Below are 14,943 nucleotides of genomic sequence, written 5' to 3' on the forward strand. Positions count from 1 at the left end.
AACGCCTCCATGCAAAACTTCAAGGACTACTACAAGATTTTGGGGGTCAGCAAAACGGCCACAGCCGATGAGGTGAAACAAGCCTTTCGCCGCTTAGCCCGGAAATATCACCCAGACGTCAACCCCGAGGATAAAACGGCAGAGGAGAAATTCAAAGACATCAACGAAGCCTACGAAGTTCTCTCTGACCCAGGCAAGCGCAAACAGTACGACCAATTCGGCCAATACTATCAGCAGGGGGGGTTTCGCTCCAGCCGGGATGTCTATGGTGGCAGCCCCTTTAGCAGTAGCCCTTTTAGCCCTGAAGACTTCGGGGTGGGCGGATTTGGAGGTGGCGTTGACTTTAGCCAATTTGATGATTTTCAAGATTTTATCGATCAGTTGCTGGGTCGCGTACAAAATCAAGCTGCAGGCCGCAGTGGCGGCTTTTCGGGATCCGCGAGCAATACCAGCTACGATGCCGAAGCCACCATCCAGATCACGATCCCAGAAGCCTATGAGGGAGGGAGACGCCGCTTACGAGTGGGTGGAGATCGCACCCTAGAAGTCAACCTGCCGGCGGGCATTACCCCTGGCAAACGGATTCGGCTACGCGGGCAAGGACACCCCAACCCCAATGGCGGTGCGGGCGACCTGTACTTGAAAATTGAGTTCAAAGACCATCCTTTCTATCGTCTAGAGGGATACGATATCTATTGCGACCTGCCGATTAGCCCCAGCGAAGCCGTTTTGGGAGCCCAAGTCGAAGTTCCCACCCTCGATGGTGTGGTTAAATTGCGGATCCCGGCAGGCATTTCATCGGGCCGTAAATTGCGCTTAGCCGAGAAGGGTTTTCCCAAGGGGAAGGGGGAGAGGGGGGATTTTTACGTGGTGATACAAATCCATCTCCCCAGCCAGATATCAGAGCAAGAGCGAGAACTCTACGAGAAGCTACAACAAGCCCAATCCTACGATCCCCGCGCGGCCTTGAAGCTTTAAGGAGCTTGATATCCTGTGCCTAGTCCAACTGCTGAACAGCCTGAGCAAATCCGGGAACTGTTTAACCGAATTGCCCCCCATTATGACGACCTCAATCAAAAGCTCAGCCTAGGGCTGCATCGGGTTTGGAAGCAAATGACTGTGCGCTGGGCCAATGTGCCACGGGGGGGGCAGGCTCTAGATCTCTGCTGTGGTAGTGGGGATTTGGCTGTGTTTCTGGCGCGTCGGGTGGGTCGGCAGGGGCATGTCATCGGCCTGGATTTTTCTCCGGCAATGTTGTCGATTGCCGGATCCCGCTCTCGGCGGATGCTGCCGGGGTATTCCTTAGAGTGGGTCTTGGGAGATGCCTTGGCCTTGCCTTTTGCCGATCACCGCTTTGATGGGATCACCATGGGCTATGGTTTGCGCAATGTTACGGATATTCCGCAGGCGCTACGGGAGATCAAGCGGGTACTTAAGCCAGGCTGTCGGGCGGCAATTTTGGACTTTCATCGACCTACAGGGATCCCTCTCCTCGAGCAATTCCAGCGTTGGTATTTGAACACCCAGGTTGTCTCCCAGGCGCAGATATTGGGATTGGGCCCAGAATATGCCTACATCGACCCCAGTTTGGATCGTTTCCCCTCTGGGGAAGCGCAACGACAGATGGCTTTGAGGGTGGGGTTTGCCAGGGCCAAGTTCTACTCCCTAGTCTGGGGCATGATGGGGGTGCTGGTGCTCGAAAAATCATCCTGACCCAGATCCAGAGGGATCCCTAGCCCACAACGGGGGTGAGAGTGGCTTTGAAAGGATCCCGGCGGCGCAGCAGATCTTCGGTTTGGGCCTGAATTTCCGCCAGGGCTTTGGCTTCCGAAAGTTGCGTACTTTGTCCGGCCTCAATCACAGGGATCCCGTCCACAAATACGGTGTGGACATTACTGGCCCGTGCCGCATAGACCAGATTCCACAAAATATTGGTTTCTTCAATGCCATTGGGGCTGCAATCCCACACTAGGGGCATCAGGTTTGGCCCCGACAGATCCACCAGTACCAAATCAGCTTTTTTCCCGGTTTCGATGGAGCCAATTTCTTGTTCTAAACCCAGCACCTTTGCCCCTTCTATCGTGGCCATTCGCAGCATGGTGGAGGCGGGCAAAGCAGCGGCATCGTAGTGTTTGACCTTCTGTAGCAAAGAGGCTAATTTCATCTCCTCAAACATATCCAGGTTGTTGTTGGAGATATTGCCATCAGTGCCCAGGCCAACTCGGATCCCGGCTTGCAGCAGCTCTGGAATGGGGGCGATCCCTCCGGCTAGCTTGGCGTTGCTGATCGGGCAGTGACAAACCGCAGTCCCCGTATCTTTGAGGAGCTGAATTTCCGATTCATCCAACCAGACACAGTGGGCAATGGCGGTTTGTGGCCCCAAGATGCCGTATTGCTGGAATAAGTGGATCGGCTTGCGGCCAAAGTGTTGCTCCACAGCTTCCACCTCTTCTTTTTGTTCGCTGCTGTGGGTGTGAATGCCAACTCCGTAGTGGCGCGAATACTCGATGGCCGTTTGATAGGCCTGGGGCGAGCAATAAAATAAATGCTCCAGACCTACCCAAACCCGTACCCGTCCTCCTTGGGATCCATGCTGACTTTCAATCAGTTGGCGTGTACTTTCCATCGTTTCAAAAAAGTCTTTGCCAGGGGCATCGGCGGTGTAGGGTACCAAATTGACCCGCAGGCCCAAATCTCCGGCAGCCTCTGCACAGCGGTGCATAAAGCGGTACATGTCCATCACACAGGTGGTACCCCCTTTCAGAGCTTCCAAGTAGCTGAGGAGGGCCGCGTAGTAGGCATCCGCTTCCGTGAGGGCACGATGTTCCAGCTGGTAACGGGGCAGCCAATCCAGGAGCTGATAATTTTCGGTGACCCCTCGCAATAGGCTGGAGTGGCTGTGGGTATCGATCAATCCGGGGATCAAGGCCATTTTGTGCCCACCCTCGATAACCCGACTGGCATCAGCCGGGATCCCCACCTGGTCGGAAGGGCCAACAGCGGCAATTCGATCCCCTCGCACTACTACGGTGCCATCCCGATAAACCCGATCCTGCCCATCAATGGTGAAGAGCACCACATTCCGGATCACGGTGCAGCTCATGTTCTTGCCCTCTCACAGGATTCTCAAGGGATCCTAACCCCGGCGGGACTTGTCGAGATCGATCTAGGCAGTTAACTAGGCAGTTACGGGCTGAGGCACTGACAGTAGCTCAGCAATTTGAATGGCATTCAGGGCTGCACCTTTGCGGATCTGATCCCCACAGAGCCATAGATCGAGGGCATTGGGCTCTGAAATATCTTGCCGGATGCGACCTACTGCCACCTCGTCTTTCCCGCTGACATCGATCGGCATCGGGAAACGATTCTGTTGCCAGTCTTCCAGGAGGAGCACCCCAGGTGCATGGGCCAAGATTTGACGGGCCTGTGCCACCGGGAAAGGCCGCTCAAACTCCAGGTTCAGGGCTTCAGCATGGGTGCGCATCAGAGGTACCCGCACACAGGTAGCGGTCAGGCGGAGATTCGGGGATCCCATAATCTTGCGGGATTCATTCACCATCTTCATTTCTTCTTGGCAATAGCCGTTCTCCTGCAGGGGGCTATTGTGGGGGAAAAGGTTAAATGCAATCGGATAGGGGAACACCTGTGGTTCTAGAGGCCTGCCCTCCAAATAGGCGCGGGATTGCTCTTCCAGCTCCTGCATGGCACGGGCTCCCGCTCCACTGGCAGATTGATAGGTGGCGGCCACCACCCGACGAATCGGGATGTGTCGGTGCAGAGGATAAATGGCTACACACATCAAAATCGTGGTGCAGTTGGGGTTGGCAATAATGCCCTGATGGCGAAAGGCATCCTGTGGGTTCACTTCCGGCACCACCAAGGGCACTCCCGGATCCATCCGAAAGGCGCTGGAGTTATCCACCATCACTGCCCCAGCCTCAACCACTGCCTTGGCCCAGGTTTTGGAGACCGTGGCACCTGCTGAGGCCAAGACTAAATCAACTTCCTGGAAAGCCGTTTCCGAGACGGGTTCCACCGGGATCCGCTCCCCTTTGAAACTCAAATAAGTGCCTGCGGAGCGTGGAGAAGCCAACAGCCTGAGACTGGCCAAAGGAAAGCAACGCTCGTCGAGTAAAGTGAGCAATTCTGCCCCCACTGCCCCCGTCGCCCCCAAAATAGCTACCCGCTGTTCCCGTCCCATGTCTGTTCCCCAGCTGTACGTTCCTGAACGGCGTCGGGTGGGTTCAAATCCACCCCGCGACGATCTGCAAGCCTTCTATTTTAGGATGAACTCAAGGAGCAAAGACGGATGCAGACGGTTTTTTTAGGAATTGATTTGGGTACTTCCGGGATGCGGCTGGTGGCGCTCTCGGAGTTAGGGGAGGTCGTGGGCAAAGCCGAACGCCCATGGGAACGCCCATGGGATCCCCCTGAGACCAATCCAGGTCGCTGGTTACGCACCCTTAAAGCGCTATTGGGGCAACTGAAAACAGAACTGGGCCATGCTTATTCGATAGTGGCCCTTAGTGCCTGTAGTACCTCGGGGACTGTGCTGGCTGTGGATGGTCGTGGGATCCCGATGGAACAGGCGTGGCTCTATTCTGATGGGCGGGGACAAGCCCAGGCTAAGCGCTTGGGGATCCCCAGCAGTTGGGGGCTAAGTCGGTGGTTGTGGTGGGCAGAATCCTATCCTGAGCGATATCAAGAGAGTTATTTAGCCCATCCAGCAGATTTCTTGCTGGGCCAGTTGGGGGGGCGCAAGCAGGTTACGGATCACACCCATGCCTTGAAAAGTGGCTTTGATCTAGAAACCTACACTTGGCCAAGAGAGTGGCTATCCCAGCAGGGCCTAAATCCGAAACGCTTCCCTGAGGTGGTCGCGCCAGGAGCAGTATTGGGGACGGTGGGATCCGAGTGGGGCTTGGGGCAAGAGGTGCTGATCGCCGCCGGGATCACCGATGGCTGTGCCGGACAACTGGCGACGGGGGCTAGTCAAATGGGGCAGGTATCCACCAGTTTGGGCACAACCCTCATTTTCAAAGCCAATAGTGCCGAGAGCATCCAAACCCAAAGCATCTACTCCCATTTGCACCCCGATAAAACCAGCTGGTGGCCGGGGGCAGCATCTTTTTGTGGGGGTGGGATTTTGCCCCATTACTTCCCAGGGGGCAACTTCCAAGCTCTGGATCAACAGGCCCAGGCCAACATTCCCACCGGCTTAGTCAGTTACCCGCTTGGGCAGCCGGGGGAGCGTTTTCCCATCGTCGATCCAAACTTTGCCGGGTTCTTGCCCGAAGAGGAGAAGGGATCCCCCCGTTTTTACGCTGCCTTGCTAGAAGGGGTAGCAATGGTGGAACGGTTAGGCCTAGAAACTCTGTCTGCACAAGGGATCCCGGTACAAGAGCCGATTCTGACTACAGGGGGGGGCAGCCGAAGCCGGCTTTGGCTTAGCATTCGAGCCAGTATGCTCAATCGCCCCTTCGCTTTGGTCAAACATCCAGAACCGGCCGTTGGGGCTGCCATTTTGGCCGCATCTGCCCATTGGTGTTGTTCCGTACAGCAAGCTGTAGAACGATTGGTGCAAGTAAAACACTACATCCAACCTCAGCCGGCATGGGTGGATCCCTACGCAGAAGCCTACCAGGCCTTTCAGGCTCGCTTGAGCCACTTCAGTTCTTAACCTTGACCACTCTCGAACCAGCTTTTTCAGCTTTGAAAGTGAGTATGTCAATGAATTGACTCTACAGATAGTGTGTTTGTCCCTCCTCCCGACGCTATGCCTACGGCAGGCTACGCCAACACCTTACCCTTCGGCAAGCAAGCTACAGGGAGAGCGCGGGGCTAGGAACGACCTGCAGTCTACCCGTCTAACAGCTAACCTTGGGGATCCAAGTTCATAGCCTGCCAAAAAGCCGGGGACGGTTGGTGCAACACAATGTGGTTGCCATCCGGGTCGGGAAAGTCCACCTCCTGCCCATGAAAGTCCTGTCGAACCGGAGAAGCTGCGATCCGATAGTCTTCTAGCACCGCCTGGATTTCCGACAGGGATCCCTGTAAATCCTCCACCTGCAAACAGAGGCTCATGGCGCTGGGCCGGGCCACAAAATCCGGATGATGGCTGTGATGGCGCTCCGCGCCGTGCGAGGCACGATAGAGGCCCAACCGCAATCCCAACAGTCGAAACTCCACGTACACCGGCTCCCCATCGGTTGGGATTTGTGCTTGCGCAGGGATCCCCAGCAAAGACTGATAGAAGTGCTGCAAGCGGGGCAAATCGGGGGTGGCCAGGCTGATCAAAACCGCAGGGATCCGCATCGCCAAGAGGAAATCAGTGCCCCGATCCTAGCCCCAATAGCTCGGGCTCGTGTGACCTTAATCCGGTGGCTACTGTTCGGCGCAAATCAATATGTATTGGATACTTATTGGAATGTATTGGAAATGCCTCTCAATACTGTTGCAGTCTTGTTACACACAGCTTGCCTTTGCCCCAAGACCGATGTAGACTGCGAGAACTAAGCTCTAAAAGCCGATAGATTTACCGTAGAATAGAGGCTCAAGTACGAATGCTTATATCCGCCCGGATCCCTGCTGCTCAGCCATCTCATTGGGTCTCATCTCGGCCTGCTGCCGCTTTGGCTCCCCGGTCTCTCTACGGGATCCCTGGATTGCGACAGCAGCTTTCCTTTCGGTCTTTGCTCTGTTGTTTGTTGGTTTGTCTGTAATACGTTTGCGAGGTTGATCTGATGTTTCCTTTAGTGCTGCGCACCGCTACGGGATCGGTGCGCTCCTGGGTGACCCGTCACCTGCGCCAGCTTCAGGTGGTGCTCCTGGTTTTGCCTGTAGCTGTGCTGGGTCTTTCTTTAATTCATGCGCCTTCTCAGCCGGCCAAAGCTGCCAGCGGGGCAGGGATCCAGTTTGTCTCCACCGACTGGGCCAGTGCTCATGCGGATGACGCCAACCTACGAATTTTGGATGTACGCATTGCGCCTTTCGCCTACTTTAGCGGCCATATTCCTGGCGCAGTTCACATTCCCGACAACGCTTTCCGGGGCCCCAATGGCAAGCTGCCGGTGCAGTACTGGCCCAATGACAAACTGCAAAGCCTTTTCCAACAGGTGGGGGTAACCGACGACAGCCAGGTGTTGATCTACTCCGATGGCAACGATGTCTTGGGGGCAACGATGGTGGCTTACCTGCTGGAGCGTGCCGGACATCCGGGGGCGGCGGTGTTGAATGGCGGCTTTAAGGGCTATCAAGCGGCAGGCTTGCCCGTGACCAAGGAATTCCCGGCTTACGAACCGGGACGCTTTACTCTTAAAGATGATCCCTCTGTGCGGGTGAGCCTGGAAGAGGTGAAGGAGTTAATCGGCAAAGAGGGCGTTACCTTCGTGGATCCCCGTCCGGCGGATCTGTTCGCGGGGGAAGTAGATATTTGGGCTCGCAACGGCCACATTCCTGGCGCCAAAAACATTCCCTGGCCCACCTTCACCATCGGCGAAGAGAACTTTCACCAGCTCAAGCCCCTAACAGAAATTCAAGCCCTTTTGGATGAACGGGGCGTGAAAAAAGACGATCAAATCATCGTCACCTGCTCCACCGGACGGGAAGCGACCTTGCAATATGCAGTGCTGAAACATCAGCTTGGCTACCCGAATGTGCGGGTTTACGAGGGATCCTGGACGGAGTATCAACAGTCCGGCTTGCCTGTGGAGACAGGGCCAGGTGCCTAAGGTGCTCGAATAGCCCATGCAAACTCCGTACCAAACGGATTGAGCCGAACAAGTGATCTAAACAGATCTAAACAAATGAATGATCTAAACTGAACCGGAATCGAGCAGCCAGGCTGGAGGGATCCCTTCCACCTGGCTTTGGTTCAGTGCTTTCTGAGGATGAAGGATGAGGAAACCAGTGGCGATGCGTTCTGATGCCCGCCCCAGGGTTGAGACCCCCACCCTGGTGGGAAGGGCGGCCCGTGGAGCAGGGATGTGGGCAGCCCTGTTGCTGGCGGTGTTGGCCTTGAGTTGGGGGATCCCGGCCCAGGCCAGTTGTAGCTACATACCCGACTACAGCACTCAAGAGTATCGCCCTATCCCTACCGTCACACCCACCCCCAGCGACCTGGATCCCAGCCCGGATGGTTCCTCCATCTCGGAAGATCAAGTCTCAGAAAGTCAAGCCTCAGAAAGCGAGGACTCCGTCCCGCTGACGCGATCGGAGCAGGGCAATTGGCTACAGCGACTTTGGCGCAACCTATTCGGCTAACCCGGCTTTGGGTTTCTCAGCCTCTTCTCAGGGGTATCCGGCAAGCTAGAGCCAGTTGTGTCTCTTCATCCTGTACCTTCCTTTTGCATCAAGTTAGCAACCATGGTTTCTCTACAACTGGGATCCTCAGAAGGCTCTTTTCAGCAACCCCGGCCTCAGCGACGCGGCATCATGCTGTTGCTGGGGGTGATGGTGGCTTTGAGTTTGGGCTTAGCCTCCTTTTACACTTGGCGACAGGGAAGCCTCTTTGCGATTGGCTGCCTGTTTGGCCTGACGCTTTATCACGCCAGTTTTGGCTTTGCCTCCTCCTATCGCAAATGGATCGTCCGAGGAGACGTGAATGGGGTGCTGGCCCAACTGTTGATGTTGGCTGTGGCCACAGTGTTATTCGCCCCCTTTTTGCTGACCCGATCCGCCCAGGGGGCCGTGGCTCCGGTGGGGTTGCAGGGGGTTGTTGGGGCTTTCCTGTTCGGTATTGGCATGCAGTTGGGCAGTGGCTGCGCCTGTGGCACCCTCTACACGATTGGGGCCGGCAGCAGCATGATGCTCTTTACCCTGATTAGCTTTTGTCTGGGCTCTTTTTGGGCTTCTTTAGTGGATAGCTGGTGGAGCGGTTGGCCGCGGTTACAACCCCACTCATTTTTGGGCGATTGGGGCCTGCTGGGGTTGCTGAGTCAACTGCTGCTGTTGGGAGGACTGGCCTGGGCCATTAGACAGTGGGGCCGACAAGCCGTACCTGAACCCGAGAGGGCATCCCTGCCGGAAGCGCAGTTTGGAGCAGAACCTCGCCCACCCCGGTGGCAACAGTGGGTGTTCGGCCCCTGGTCATTGGCAGCGGGGGGAGTGGTGCTGGCGGTGTTGAATACCCTCACCCTCTGGATTGCCGGGCGGCCCTGGGGAGTGACCTGGGGCTTCACCCTCTGGACGGCGAAATTGGCCCAGGTGTTGGGCTGGGATCCCAGTTCAACCCCCTTCTGGAGTCAGGGGTTTCCAGCTGAGGCCCTGCAACAAAACCTGTTTGCTGATATCACCTCTGTCATGAATCTAGGCATCATCCTCGGCTCCGCTTTGGCAGCCACGCTGGCGGGACGGATGGGGGTGCGTAAACCTCCCTCCCGCTTGGGGGTGATCGGCGCTTTGTTGGGCGGGATCCTGATGGGCTTTGGGGCTCGGATGGCCTTTGGCTGCAACGTTGGGGCCTACTTTAGCGGCATTGCTTCCACCAGTTGGCACGGCTGGTTGTGGATTGGCTTTGCCCTGTTGGGAACCTTGCTCGGGATCCGGCTGCGACCCTGGTTCCGCTTGCCCAGTTAACCTTGGATTGACGCAGACATGAATGCAGACGAGGGGAGGATATCTCTAGACCTCTTTAGCTCGGCATAGCCACCGGTTCTGGCAGCGAAACCCGCAGGGCACTGAGAAAGTCTTCACTACTGCATACCCAGCCGAAAAACTTTTCGATATTGGTCAAGGCCGTCTCTTTGAGAAGGGATGGCCCCACTTGCGTGGTGGCATCCGACAACAGCAAGCAGAAGTACTCGCGGTGGAAAGCTTCTCGTAGGGTGGATTCCACACAGACATTGGTGGCGATGCCCGTAAAGATAAGGTTGCGGATCTGCCGTTGCCGCAGCAACATATCGAAGTCGGTGCCCGCAAAGGCGCTATAGCGGGTTTTCTGGAGAATGATATCCCCAGGTTGAGGTCTTAATGCCTCGACAAAATCGTAATCCCAGGTGCCCTTGATCAATAATTTTCCCGATAGCTCAGAGTTCTGACGCATCAGCCTTAGGGCGTTGGATTTGTACCAATTGGGGGATCCCGGCCCTCCTGCTTCCCGAAGTTGGGGATCCCAGCCATTTTGGGTAAAGAAGATCGGTAGATTCAGGGGGCGAACGGCTTCGAGCACGCGAGCGATGACCTGAATAACCGCCGGAGCTTCGCTGAGGTCGCTACCCAAAATATCCACATAGCCGCCCCTACTGGCGTAAGCATTTTGCATGTCCACCACAATCAAGGCGGTTTCTTCTAGATCGAAGGTGACGGGATCCGGTCGGCTAGGGATCACAATCGGGATGGGCATAGTAAAGCTCCAACTGGGCTCAACAATCAAGCGCCGATCAAGCCTCGATATGGGCAACAGCAGCAATTTCCACCAGCAGATCGGAGCGCACCAGGTCTGCTTTCACGACAAATCGGGCCGGCAATACCCCTGGGAAATACTCTTTGTAGACGGCGTTCATGCCGGGGTAGTTCGCGTAGTCGGTCAAGAAAATATTACAGAAAGCGATGTCCTCCATCGTTCCCCCTGCTTCTGTGACCACACTCTTGATCAGCTCCATCACCAGGCGAGTCTGGGCGGTGATATCGGATCCCACGGTTTTGCCCTCCGGATCCAGGGCCAAGGTGCCGGAGATGTAGAGGGTATTGCCTACCTTGACCCCCGGAGAATAGGGAGCAATGGCCGGATATCCGGCAGGAGCAATGGCAACCTTAGGCATAGGGGATCCCGAATCACAACAGGATCGCACTTTAGCGGGGCTTGGCATCTTCTACCGTTGGCTGGGATACAACTGCTATCGATTTCGGGTGATCCGTTTCTCGCCGCAGATTCGGCAACTGGGTGGGGCGATTTCGCTCTCGGTGTTGGACTATAGTAGGTACCAAGACTTACCGCTTCTTCACCAAACAACTTCACAAACAAAGATTGGAGTGACAGACTGTGGGGCTATTCAGCCGATTCTCCCGTGACATGGGCATCGATTTGGGCACGGCCAACACGCTGGTCTATGTGGCTGGCCGGGGTATTGTCCTACAGGAGCCCTCCGTGGTGGCCATCGATCAGAACACCAAGCAACCCCTTGCTGTGGGGGAAGATGCCAAGAAGATGTTGGGTCGTACCCCCGGCAACATTGTGGCGGTTCGTCCCTTGCGGGATGGGGTGATTGCCGACTTTGACACGGCTGAGATGATGCTGAAACACTTCATCCACCGCGTTCACGAGGGCCGGTATTTAATCGCCCCGCGCATCGTCATCGGCATCCCGAGTGGGGTGACCGGGGTGGAACGACGGGCTGTGATGGAGGCCGCTCTGCAAGCGGGATCCCGGGAAGTGTATTTGGTGGATGAGCCTGTGGCGGCGGCCATTGGGGCGGGACTACCCGTGCAAGAGGCTACCGGCAATATGATCATCGATATCGGTGGGGGTACCACCGAGGTGGCCGTCCTCAGTTTGCAGGGTATTGTGCTAAGCGAGTCAGTGCGGGTGGCCGGAGATGAGCTGAGTGAGGCCATTGCTCAGTACATGAAAAAAGTTCATAACCTCACGATCGGGGAGCGCACCGCTGAGGAGATCAAAATTCAAATCGGTTCCGCCTACCCGATTCAAGAAGAGCTGACCATGGAAGTGCGGGGGTTGCATCTCCTCTCGGGCTTGCCCCGTACTGTTACGGTGAAAAGCACCGAAATTCGTGAGAGTATGGCGGAGCCCCTCTCGGTGATCGTGGAGGCCATCAAGCGGACCCTGGAGCGTACCCCGCCAGAATTGGCGGCAGATATCATCGATCGGGGCATTATGCTGGCAGGGGGAGGGGCGTTGCTCAAGGGCCTGGATGCGCTGATCAGCCATGAAACCGGGATTTTGGTGCATATTGCCGCGGATCCCCTCAGTTGTGTGGTGCTGGGTACGGGTCGGGTATTGGAGGATTTCAAAACCTTGGGTCGGGTACTGAGCAGCAGCTTCAAAGGTTAGAAGCCGTTGTCTGTCACTTCCCCAAGTTGACGGGGATCCCTGTTTTGAGTGTGAGTCGAGTGGATCAAAGGGGTATCGCTTGAATCGGCTACGCCAGTGGTGGATGCACTATGGCCTGGGGCTGCTTTTGTCTGCCCTGGCGCTGGGGGTGGCTTTGGGGTTACGCCAAACTCAGGGATCCCTGCTGGTGGAGCTGTACAGTTGGATCACCACCCCGGCCCGCCCGCCCGTAGATCCGGCTGTGGTGCTCAATCAAGCCGCCACCCGTGAGTTACAGGCTCTGGTTGCCGAGTTGCAGTATCAAAACCGCGAGTTGAAGCAACTGCTGCAATTCACCGAGCAAATGCCCCAGGGAGGGATCCCGGCAGCGGTGGTGGGTCGTAGCGCCGATCATTGGTGGCAACAGCTCACCCTTAGTCGCGGCAGCCAGCAGGGTGTCAAAGTGGGGGATGTGGTGATGGCTCCCGGCGGGTTGATCGGACGGGTTGAGTCGGTCACCCCCAATACCAGCCGGGTGCTGTTGATCAGCGATCCCACCAGCCGCGTCGGGGTGATGCTGAGTCGCAGCCGTCATATGGGGGTCATGCGCGGCACCGGCACCCAAAACGCCATTCTGGAGTTTTTCGATAAAGATCCCAAAGTAGAAGTCGGGGATGTGGTCGTCACCTCGGGCCTGAGCAGCTTTTATCCCGCGGGCGTGGTGGTGGGAACCATCCGGGCTGTGAACTTGGATGCCAGCCCTGCCCCGCAAGCCACTATCGAACTGTCGGCGCCACTGGGCCTCTTGGAATGGGGTCTGATCTACAGCTATGCTCAAGCACCTACCCCTCAACCTTAAATATCACCTCAATGGGGTGGTAACAGCCTTAACAGGGCTGTTGGCCGTTGTCGCTCCTTGGTGGCGGGGGCCAGGGCTAGAGCTGGCGGGCTTAACCCCTGATTGGCCTCTGATTTGGGTAGTGTGTTGGAGTGTGCGGCGCAATTCTTGGCAGGGAGCAGTGGCCGGGATCACCCTCGGATTTCTCCAGGATGCCCTCACCAGCCCTCGCCCTACCCATGCCCTGGGATTGGCGGTAGTCGGGATCCTGACGGCCCGATTGCAAAAACAACGCTACATGCAGGAAGACTTTATCTCCGTTGCTTTGATCGTCTTCGGCATGGTGGTGATTGCCGAAACCTTGATGGCGTTGCAATGGATGCTGCTGACCACCTCCGTTTGGCAGGGATCCGATGGCATGAACCTGACAGGAATGGAAACCTTTCTGGATGGGTTGTGGAGCCAAATTCAGCCTTCCGGCACCATCAGTGGCGACGGCCCCCGTTCTCTAGAGAGCATTTGGTGGAATCACCAACGCAATACCCTGACGTCGGCCATTTTAAGTAGCCTGTGGGCACCAGCTCTTTACCTGCCCCTCAGCCATTGGTGGCAGGCTCAGGAACGGGAGCCCAGAGAGGTTTGAGCCACACATATCCACACATATCTTCAGTGTCAGGAGAGCCAACCCATCAACCTTCAACTTTGCTGGCCACCCAAGATGGCACGACAACGAATGTAGGGGCCGCCCGCATCAACCTTGGCCGGTTGTCCTTTGCCACAATGGCCGGATCCCAAATCCCACAAAAAGTCTTGGGAAACCGCATCCACAGAGCGCAGCACATCAAAAGCATTGCCCGTAATCGTCACCCCCCGCACCAGTTCCGCCAACTTGCCCTGGCGAATGCGGTAGGCGCGCTCCACCCCAAACATAAACTCGCCCGTGGAGTCCGCCTGACCATTTCTGGCCCCATCCAAAAAGTAACCATCGGCAGTACTTGCGATGATCTCCTCTAAAGCTTGGGATCCCGGTTGAATGTAGGTGTTACGCATGCGAATCAGAGGTTCATCGGCATATTCCCAAGCACGGGCATTGCCAGTGGGTTCCACTCCAAAGTGAGCCGCGGTTTCGCGGTTGTGCAGGTAGCTCACCAGGATGCCGTCTTGAATGAGAGTGGTGTTTTGGGTGGGGATCCCTTCGTCATCCACGGGGATGGTGCCCCCGGCTCCCGGGGCAAATTCGGAATGGCCAGAATCCCGCAAAGTCACCCATTCGCTCGCCACCCGTTGCCCCAGCTTGCCCGCCGCCACAGAGCCGGACAACACAAAATCTGCTTCGACCGTGTGGCCAATCGCCTCATGCACCAGCAGCCCGACAATGGAAGGAGACAAAATCACCGTCCCCCAGCCCCCCTCGGCATAACCTGCCGACAACAAATCCACCGCAGTGGAAGCAGCTTTTTCCGCCATCCGTAAAGGTTCTTCCCGGAAGAGGCAATCCCACCCCCCCGTCACCCCGATCGACTCCGAGCCGCTGCTCAGTTGTCCAGAGGCTGCTGCCACCGCCTGAACCCGAAACTCAGGGCGCACCAAGCGAAAGGCAACATCTGCCCCATCGCTAGTGACGATCGCTTTTTCTTCGTAGATTTCGTTGTAGGTACAACTGGCAGAGCTGATTTGCCTAGAAGCTTGTCGGGTTTGCGCTTCGGTCTCCAGAGCCAGCTGAATCTTTTCTTCCAGGGGCTTGTTCAACACCTCATCCACACCAGGCTCCGAGAACTCCCCCCGGGCCAGCTGCACTTGGGGCAGGGATCCCAGCTTATGTTTGCGGTAGCTAGCACTGGCCTGGGCAGCACGACGAGCCTCTTCAATTGCACCCCGGATCGCGGCGGGTGAGGGATCCCCAGTGGAGGCAAACCCCCAGGTTCCAGCCTCAAGTACCCGCACCCCCACCCCAGAACGGCGGCGGATGGCTGTCCGCTCAATGCGCCCCTTTTCAGCGGTCACACTACGGAATACCTTGCCGTGGTACCGGAGTTCCACAAAGCCGGAGTAATCCTGAATGATATCGTGCAGCAGATCTCGCATGGCGGGCAGGAAAGGTTGAGGATGTCATCCA

16 protein-coding genes are annotated in these 14,943 nt (G+C 56.6%); 10 read left to right on the forward strand and 6 right to left on the reverse strand.

Annotation, left to right across the window (positions count from 1 at the left end):
• Positions 1 to 9 precede the first annotated feature (9 nt).
• Entirely contained in the window at positions 10 to 978 is a 969-nt protein-coding gene (locus L1047_RS08185) for a DnaJ C-terminal domain-containing protein (RefSeq protein WP_235278383.1), read from the forward strand.
• A gap of 15 nt (positions 979 to 993) precedes the next feature.
• On the forward strand, positions 994 to 1,713 hold the full coding sequence (gene ubiE / locus L1047_RS08190; RefSeq protein WP_235278384.1) for a bifunctional demethylmenaquinone methyltransferase/2-methoxy-6-polyprenyl-1,4-benzoquinol methylase UbiE: 720 nt from the start codon (positions 994 to 996) through the stop codon (positions 1,711 to 1,713).
• A 19-nt stretch (positions 1,714 to 1,732) separates the two neighbouring features.
• Here the strand turns inward: ubiE and L1047_RS08195 are convergent, their stop codons facing one another.
• Together L1047_RS08195 and L1047_RS08200 are read right to left on the reverse strand one after the other, a co-directional pair.
• A complete protein-coding gene (locus tag L1047_RS08195) occupies positions 1,733 to 3,103 on the reverse strand; it encodes an amidohydrolase family protein (RefSeq protein ID WP_235278385.1) in 1,371 nt (456 codons plus the stop codon).
• A 75-nt stretch (positions 3,104 to 3,178) separates the two neighbouring features.
• Positions 3,179 to 4,201 carry an aspartate-semialdehyde dehydrogenase gene (locus L1047_RS08200; RefSeq protein WP_235278386.1) on the reverse strand — a complete coding sequence of 341 codons (1,023 nt, stop codon included), beginning with the start codon at positions 4,199 to 4,201 and terminating at the stop codon, positions 3,179 to 3,181.
• A 108-nt stretch (positions 4,202 to 4,309) separates the two neighbouring features.
• On the opposite strand from L1047_RS08200, the gene L1047_RS08205 reads away from it, so the two are divergent.
• Entirely contained in the window at positions 4,310 to 5,680 is a 1,371-nt protein-coding gene (locus tag L1047_RS08205) for an FGGY-family carbohydrate kinase (RefSeq protein WP_235278387.1), read from the forward strand.
• A gap of 194 nt (positions 5,681 to 5,874) precedes the next feature.
• Here the strand turns inward: L1047_RS08205 and L1047_RS08210 are convergent, their stop codons facing one another.
• Positions 5,875 to 6,315, reverse strand: coding sequence for a VOC family protein (locus tag L1047_RS08210; protein ID WP_235278910.1), 441 nt, complete (start codon positions 6,313 to 6,315; stop codon positions 5,875 to 5,877).
• 248 nt (positions 6,316 to 6,563) lie between these two features.
• On the opposite strand from L1047_RS08210, the gene L1047_RS08215 reads away from it, so the two are divergent.
• From L1047_RS08215 to L1047_RS08230, 4 genes are all read left to right on the forward strand, one after another.
• On the forward strand, positions 6,564 to 6,722 hold the full coding sequence (locus tag L1047_RS08215) for a hypothetical protein (protein ID WP_235278388.1): 159 nt from the start codon (positions 6,564 to 6,566) through the stop codon (positions 6,720 to 6,722).
• Between the two features lie 21 nt (positions 6,723 to 6,743).
• Positions 6,744 to 7,730, forward strand: a complete 987-nt coding sequence (locus L1047_RS08220) for a sulfurtransferase (protein ID WP_235278389.1) — start codon at positions 6,744 to 6,746, stop codon at positions 7,728 to 7,730.
• A gap of 166 nt (positions 7,731 to 7,896) precedes the next feature.
• A complete protein-coding gene (locus L1047_RS08225) occupies positions 7,897 to 8,262 on the forward strand; it encodes a hypothetical protein (RefSeq protein ID WP_235278390.1) in 366 nt (121 codons plus the stop codon).
• Between the two features lie 102 nt (positions 8,263 to 8,364).
• Positions 8,365 to 9,576, forward strand: coding sequence for a YeeE/YedE family protein (locus L1047_RS08230; protein ID WP_235278391.1), 1,212 nt, complete (start codon positions 8,365 to 8,367; stop codon positions 9,574 to 9,576).
• 55 nt (positions 9,577 to 9,631) lie between these two features.
• Here the strand turns inward: L1047_RS08230 and L1047_RS08235 are convergent, their stop codons facing one another.
• Together L1047_RS08235 and L1047_RS08240 are read right to left on the reverse strand one after the other, a co-directional pair.
• Positions 9,632 to 10,342 (reverse strand): isochorismatase family protein, encoded by a 711-nt coding sequence (locus L1047_RS08235; protein ID WP_235278392.1) that lies wholly within the window; start codon positions 10,340 to 10,342, stop codon positions 9,632 to 9,634.
• A gap of 37 nt (positions 10,343 to 10,379) precedes the next feature.
• Positions 10,380 to 10,760 carry a Rid family hydrolase gene (locus L1047_RS08240; RefSeq protein ID WP_235278393.1) on the reverse strand — a complete coding sequence of 127 codons (381 nt, stop codon included), beginning with the start codon at positions 10,758 to 10,760 and terminating at the stop codon, positions 10,380 to 10,382.
• A gap of 221 nt (positions 10,761 to 10,981) precedes the next feature.
• Between L1047_RS08240 and L1047_RS08245 the strand changes: the two genes are divergently transcribed.
• From L1047_RS08245 to mreD, 3 genes are all read left to right on the forward strand, one after another.
• Positions 10,982 to 12,010 (forward strand): rod shape-determining protein, encoded by a 1,029-nt coding sequence (locus L1047_RS08245; RefSeq protein ID WP_328286040.1) that lies wholly within the window; start codon positions 10,982 to 10,984, stop codon positions 12,008 to 12,010.
• Positions 12,011 to 12,089: 79 nt separating this feature from the next.
• A complete protein-coding gene (gene mreC / locus L1047_RS08250; protein ID WP_235278394.1) occupies positions 12,090 to 12,848 on the forward strand; it encodes a rod shape-determining protein MreC in 759 nt (252 codons plus the stop codon).
• Positions 12,820 to 13,470, forward strand: coding sequence for a rod shape-determining protein MreD (gene mreD / locus L1047_RS08255; protein WP_235278395.1), 651 nt, complete (start codon positions 12,820 to 12,822; stop codon positions 13,468 to 13,470). Before mreC ends, mreD begins: the two co-directional genes overlap by 29 nt.
• 53 nt (positions 13,471 to 13,523) lie before the next feature.
• Here the strand turns inward: mreD and L1047_RS08260 are convergent, their stop codons facing one another.
• Entirely contained in the window at positions 13,524 to 14,912 is a 1,389-nt protein-coding gene (locus L1047_RS08260) for a TldD/PmbA family protein (protein WP_235278396.1), read from the reverse strand.
• Positions 14,913 to 14,943 lie beyond the last annotated feature (31 nt).

Source organism: Synechococcus sp. Nb3U1, assembly GCF_021533835.1.
Taxonomy (GTDB): Bacteria; Cyanobacteriota; Cyanobacteriia; order Thermostichales; family Thermostichaceae; genus Thermostichus.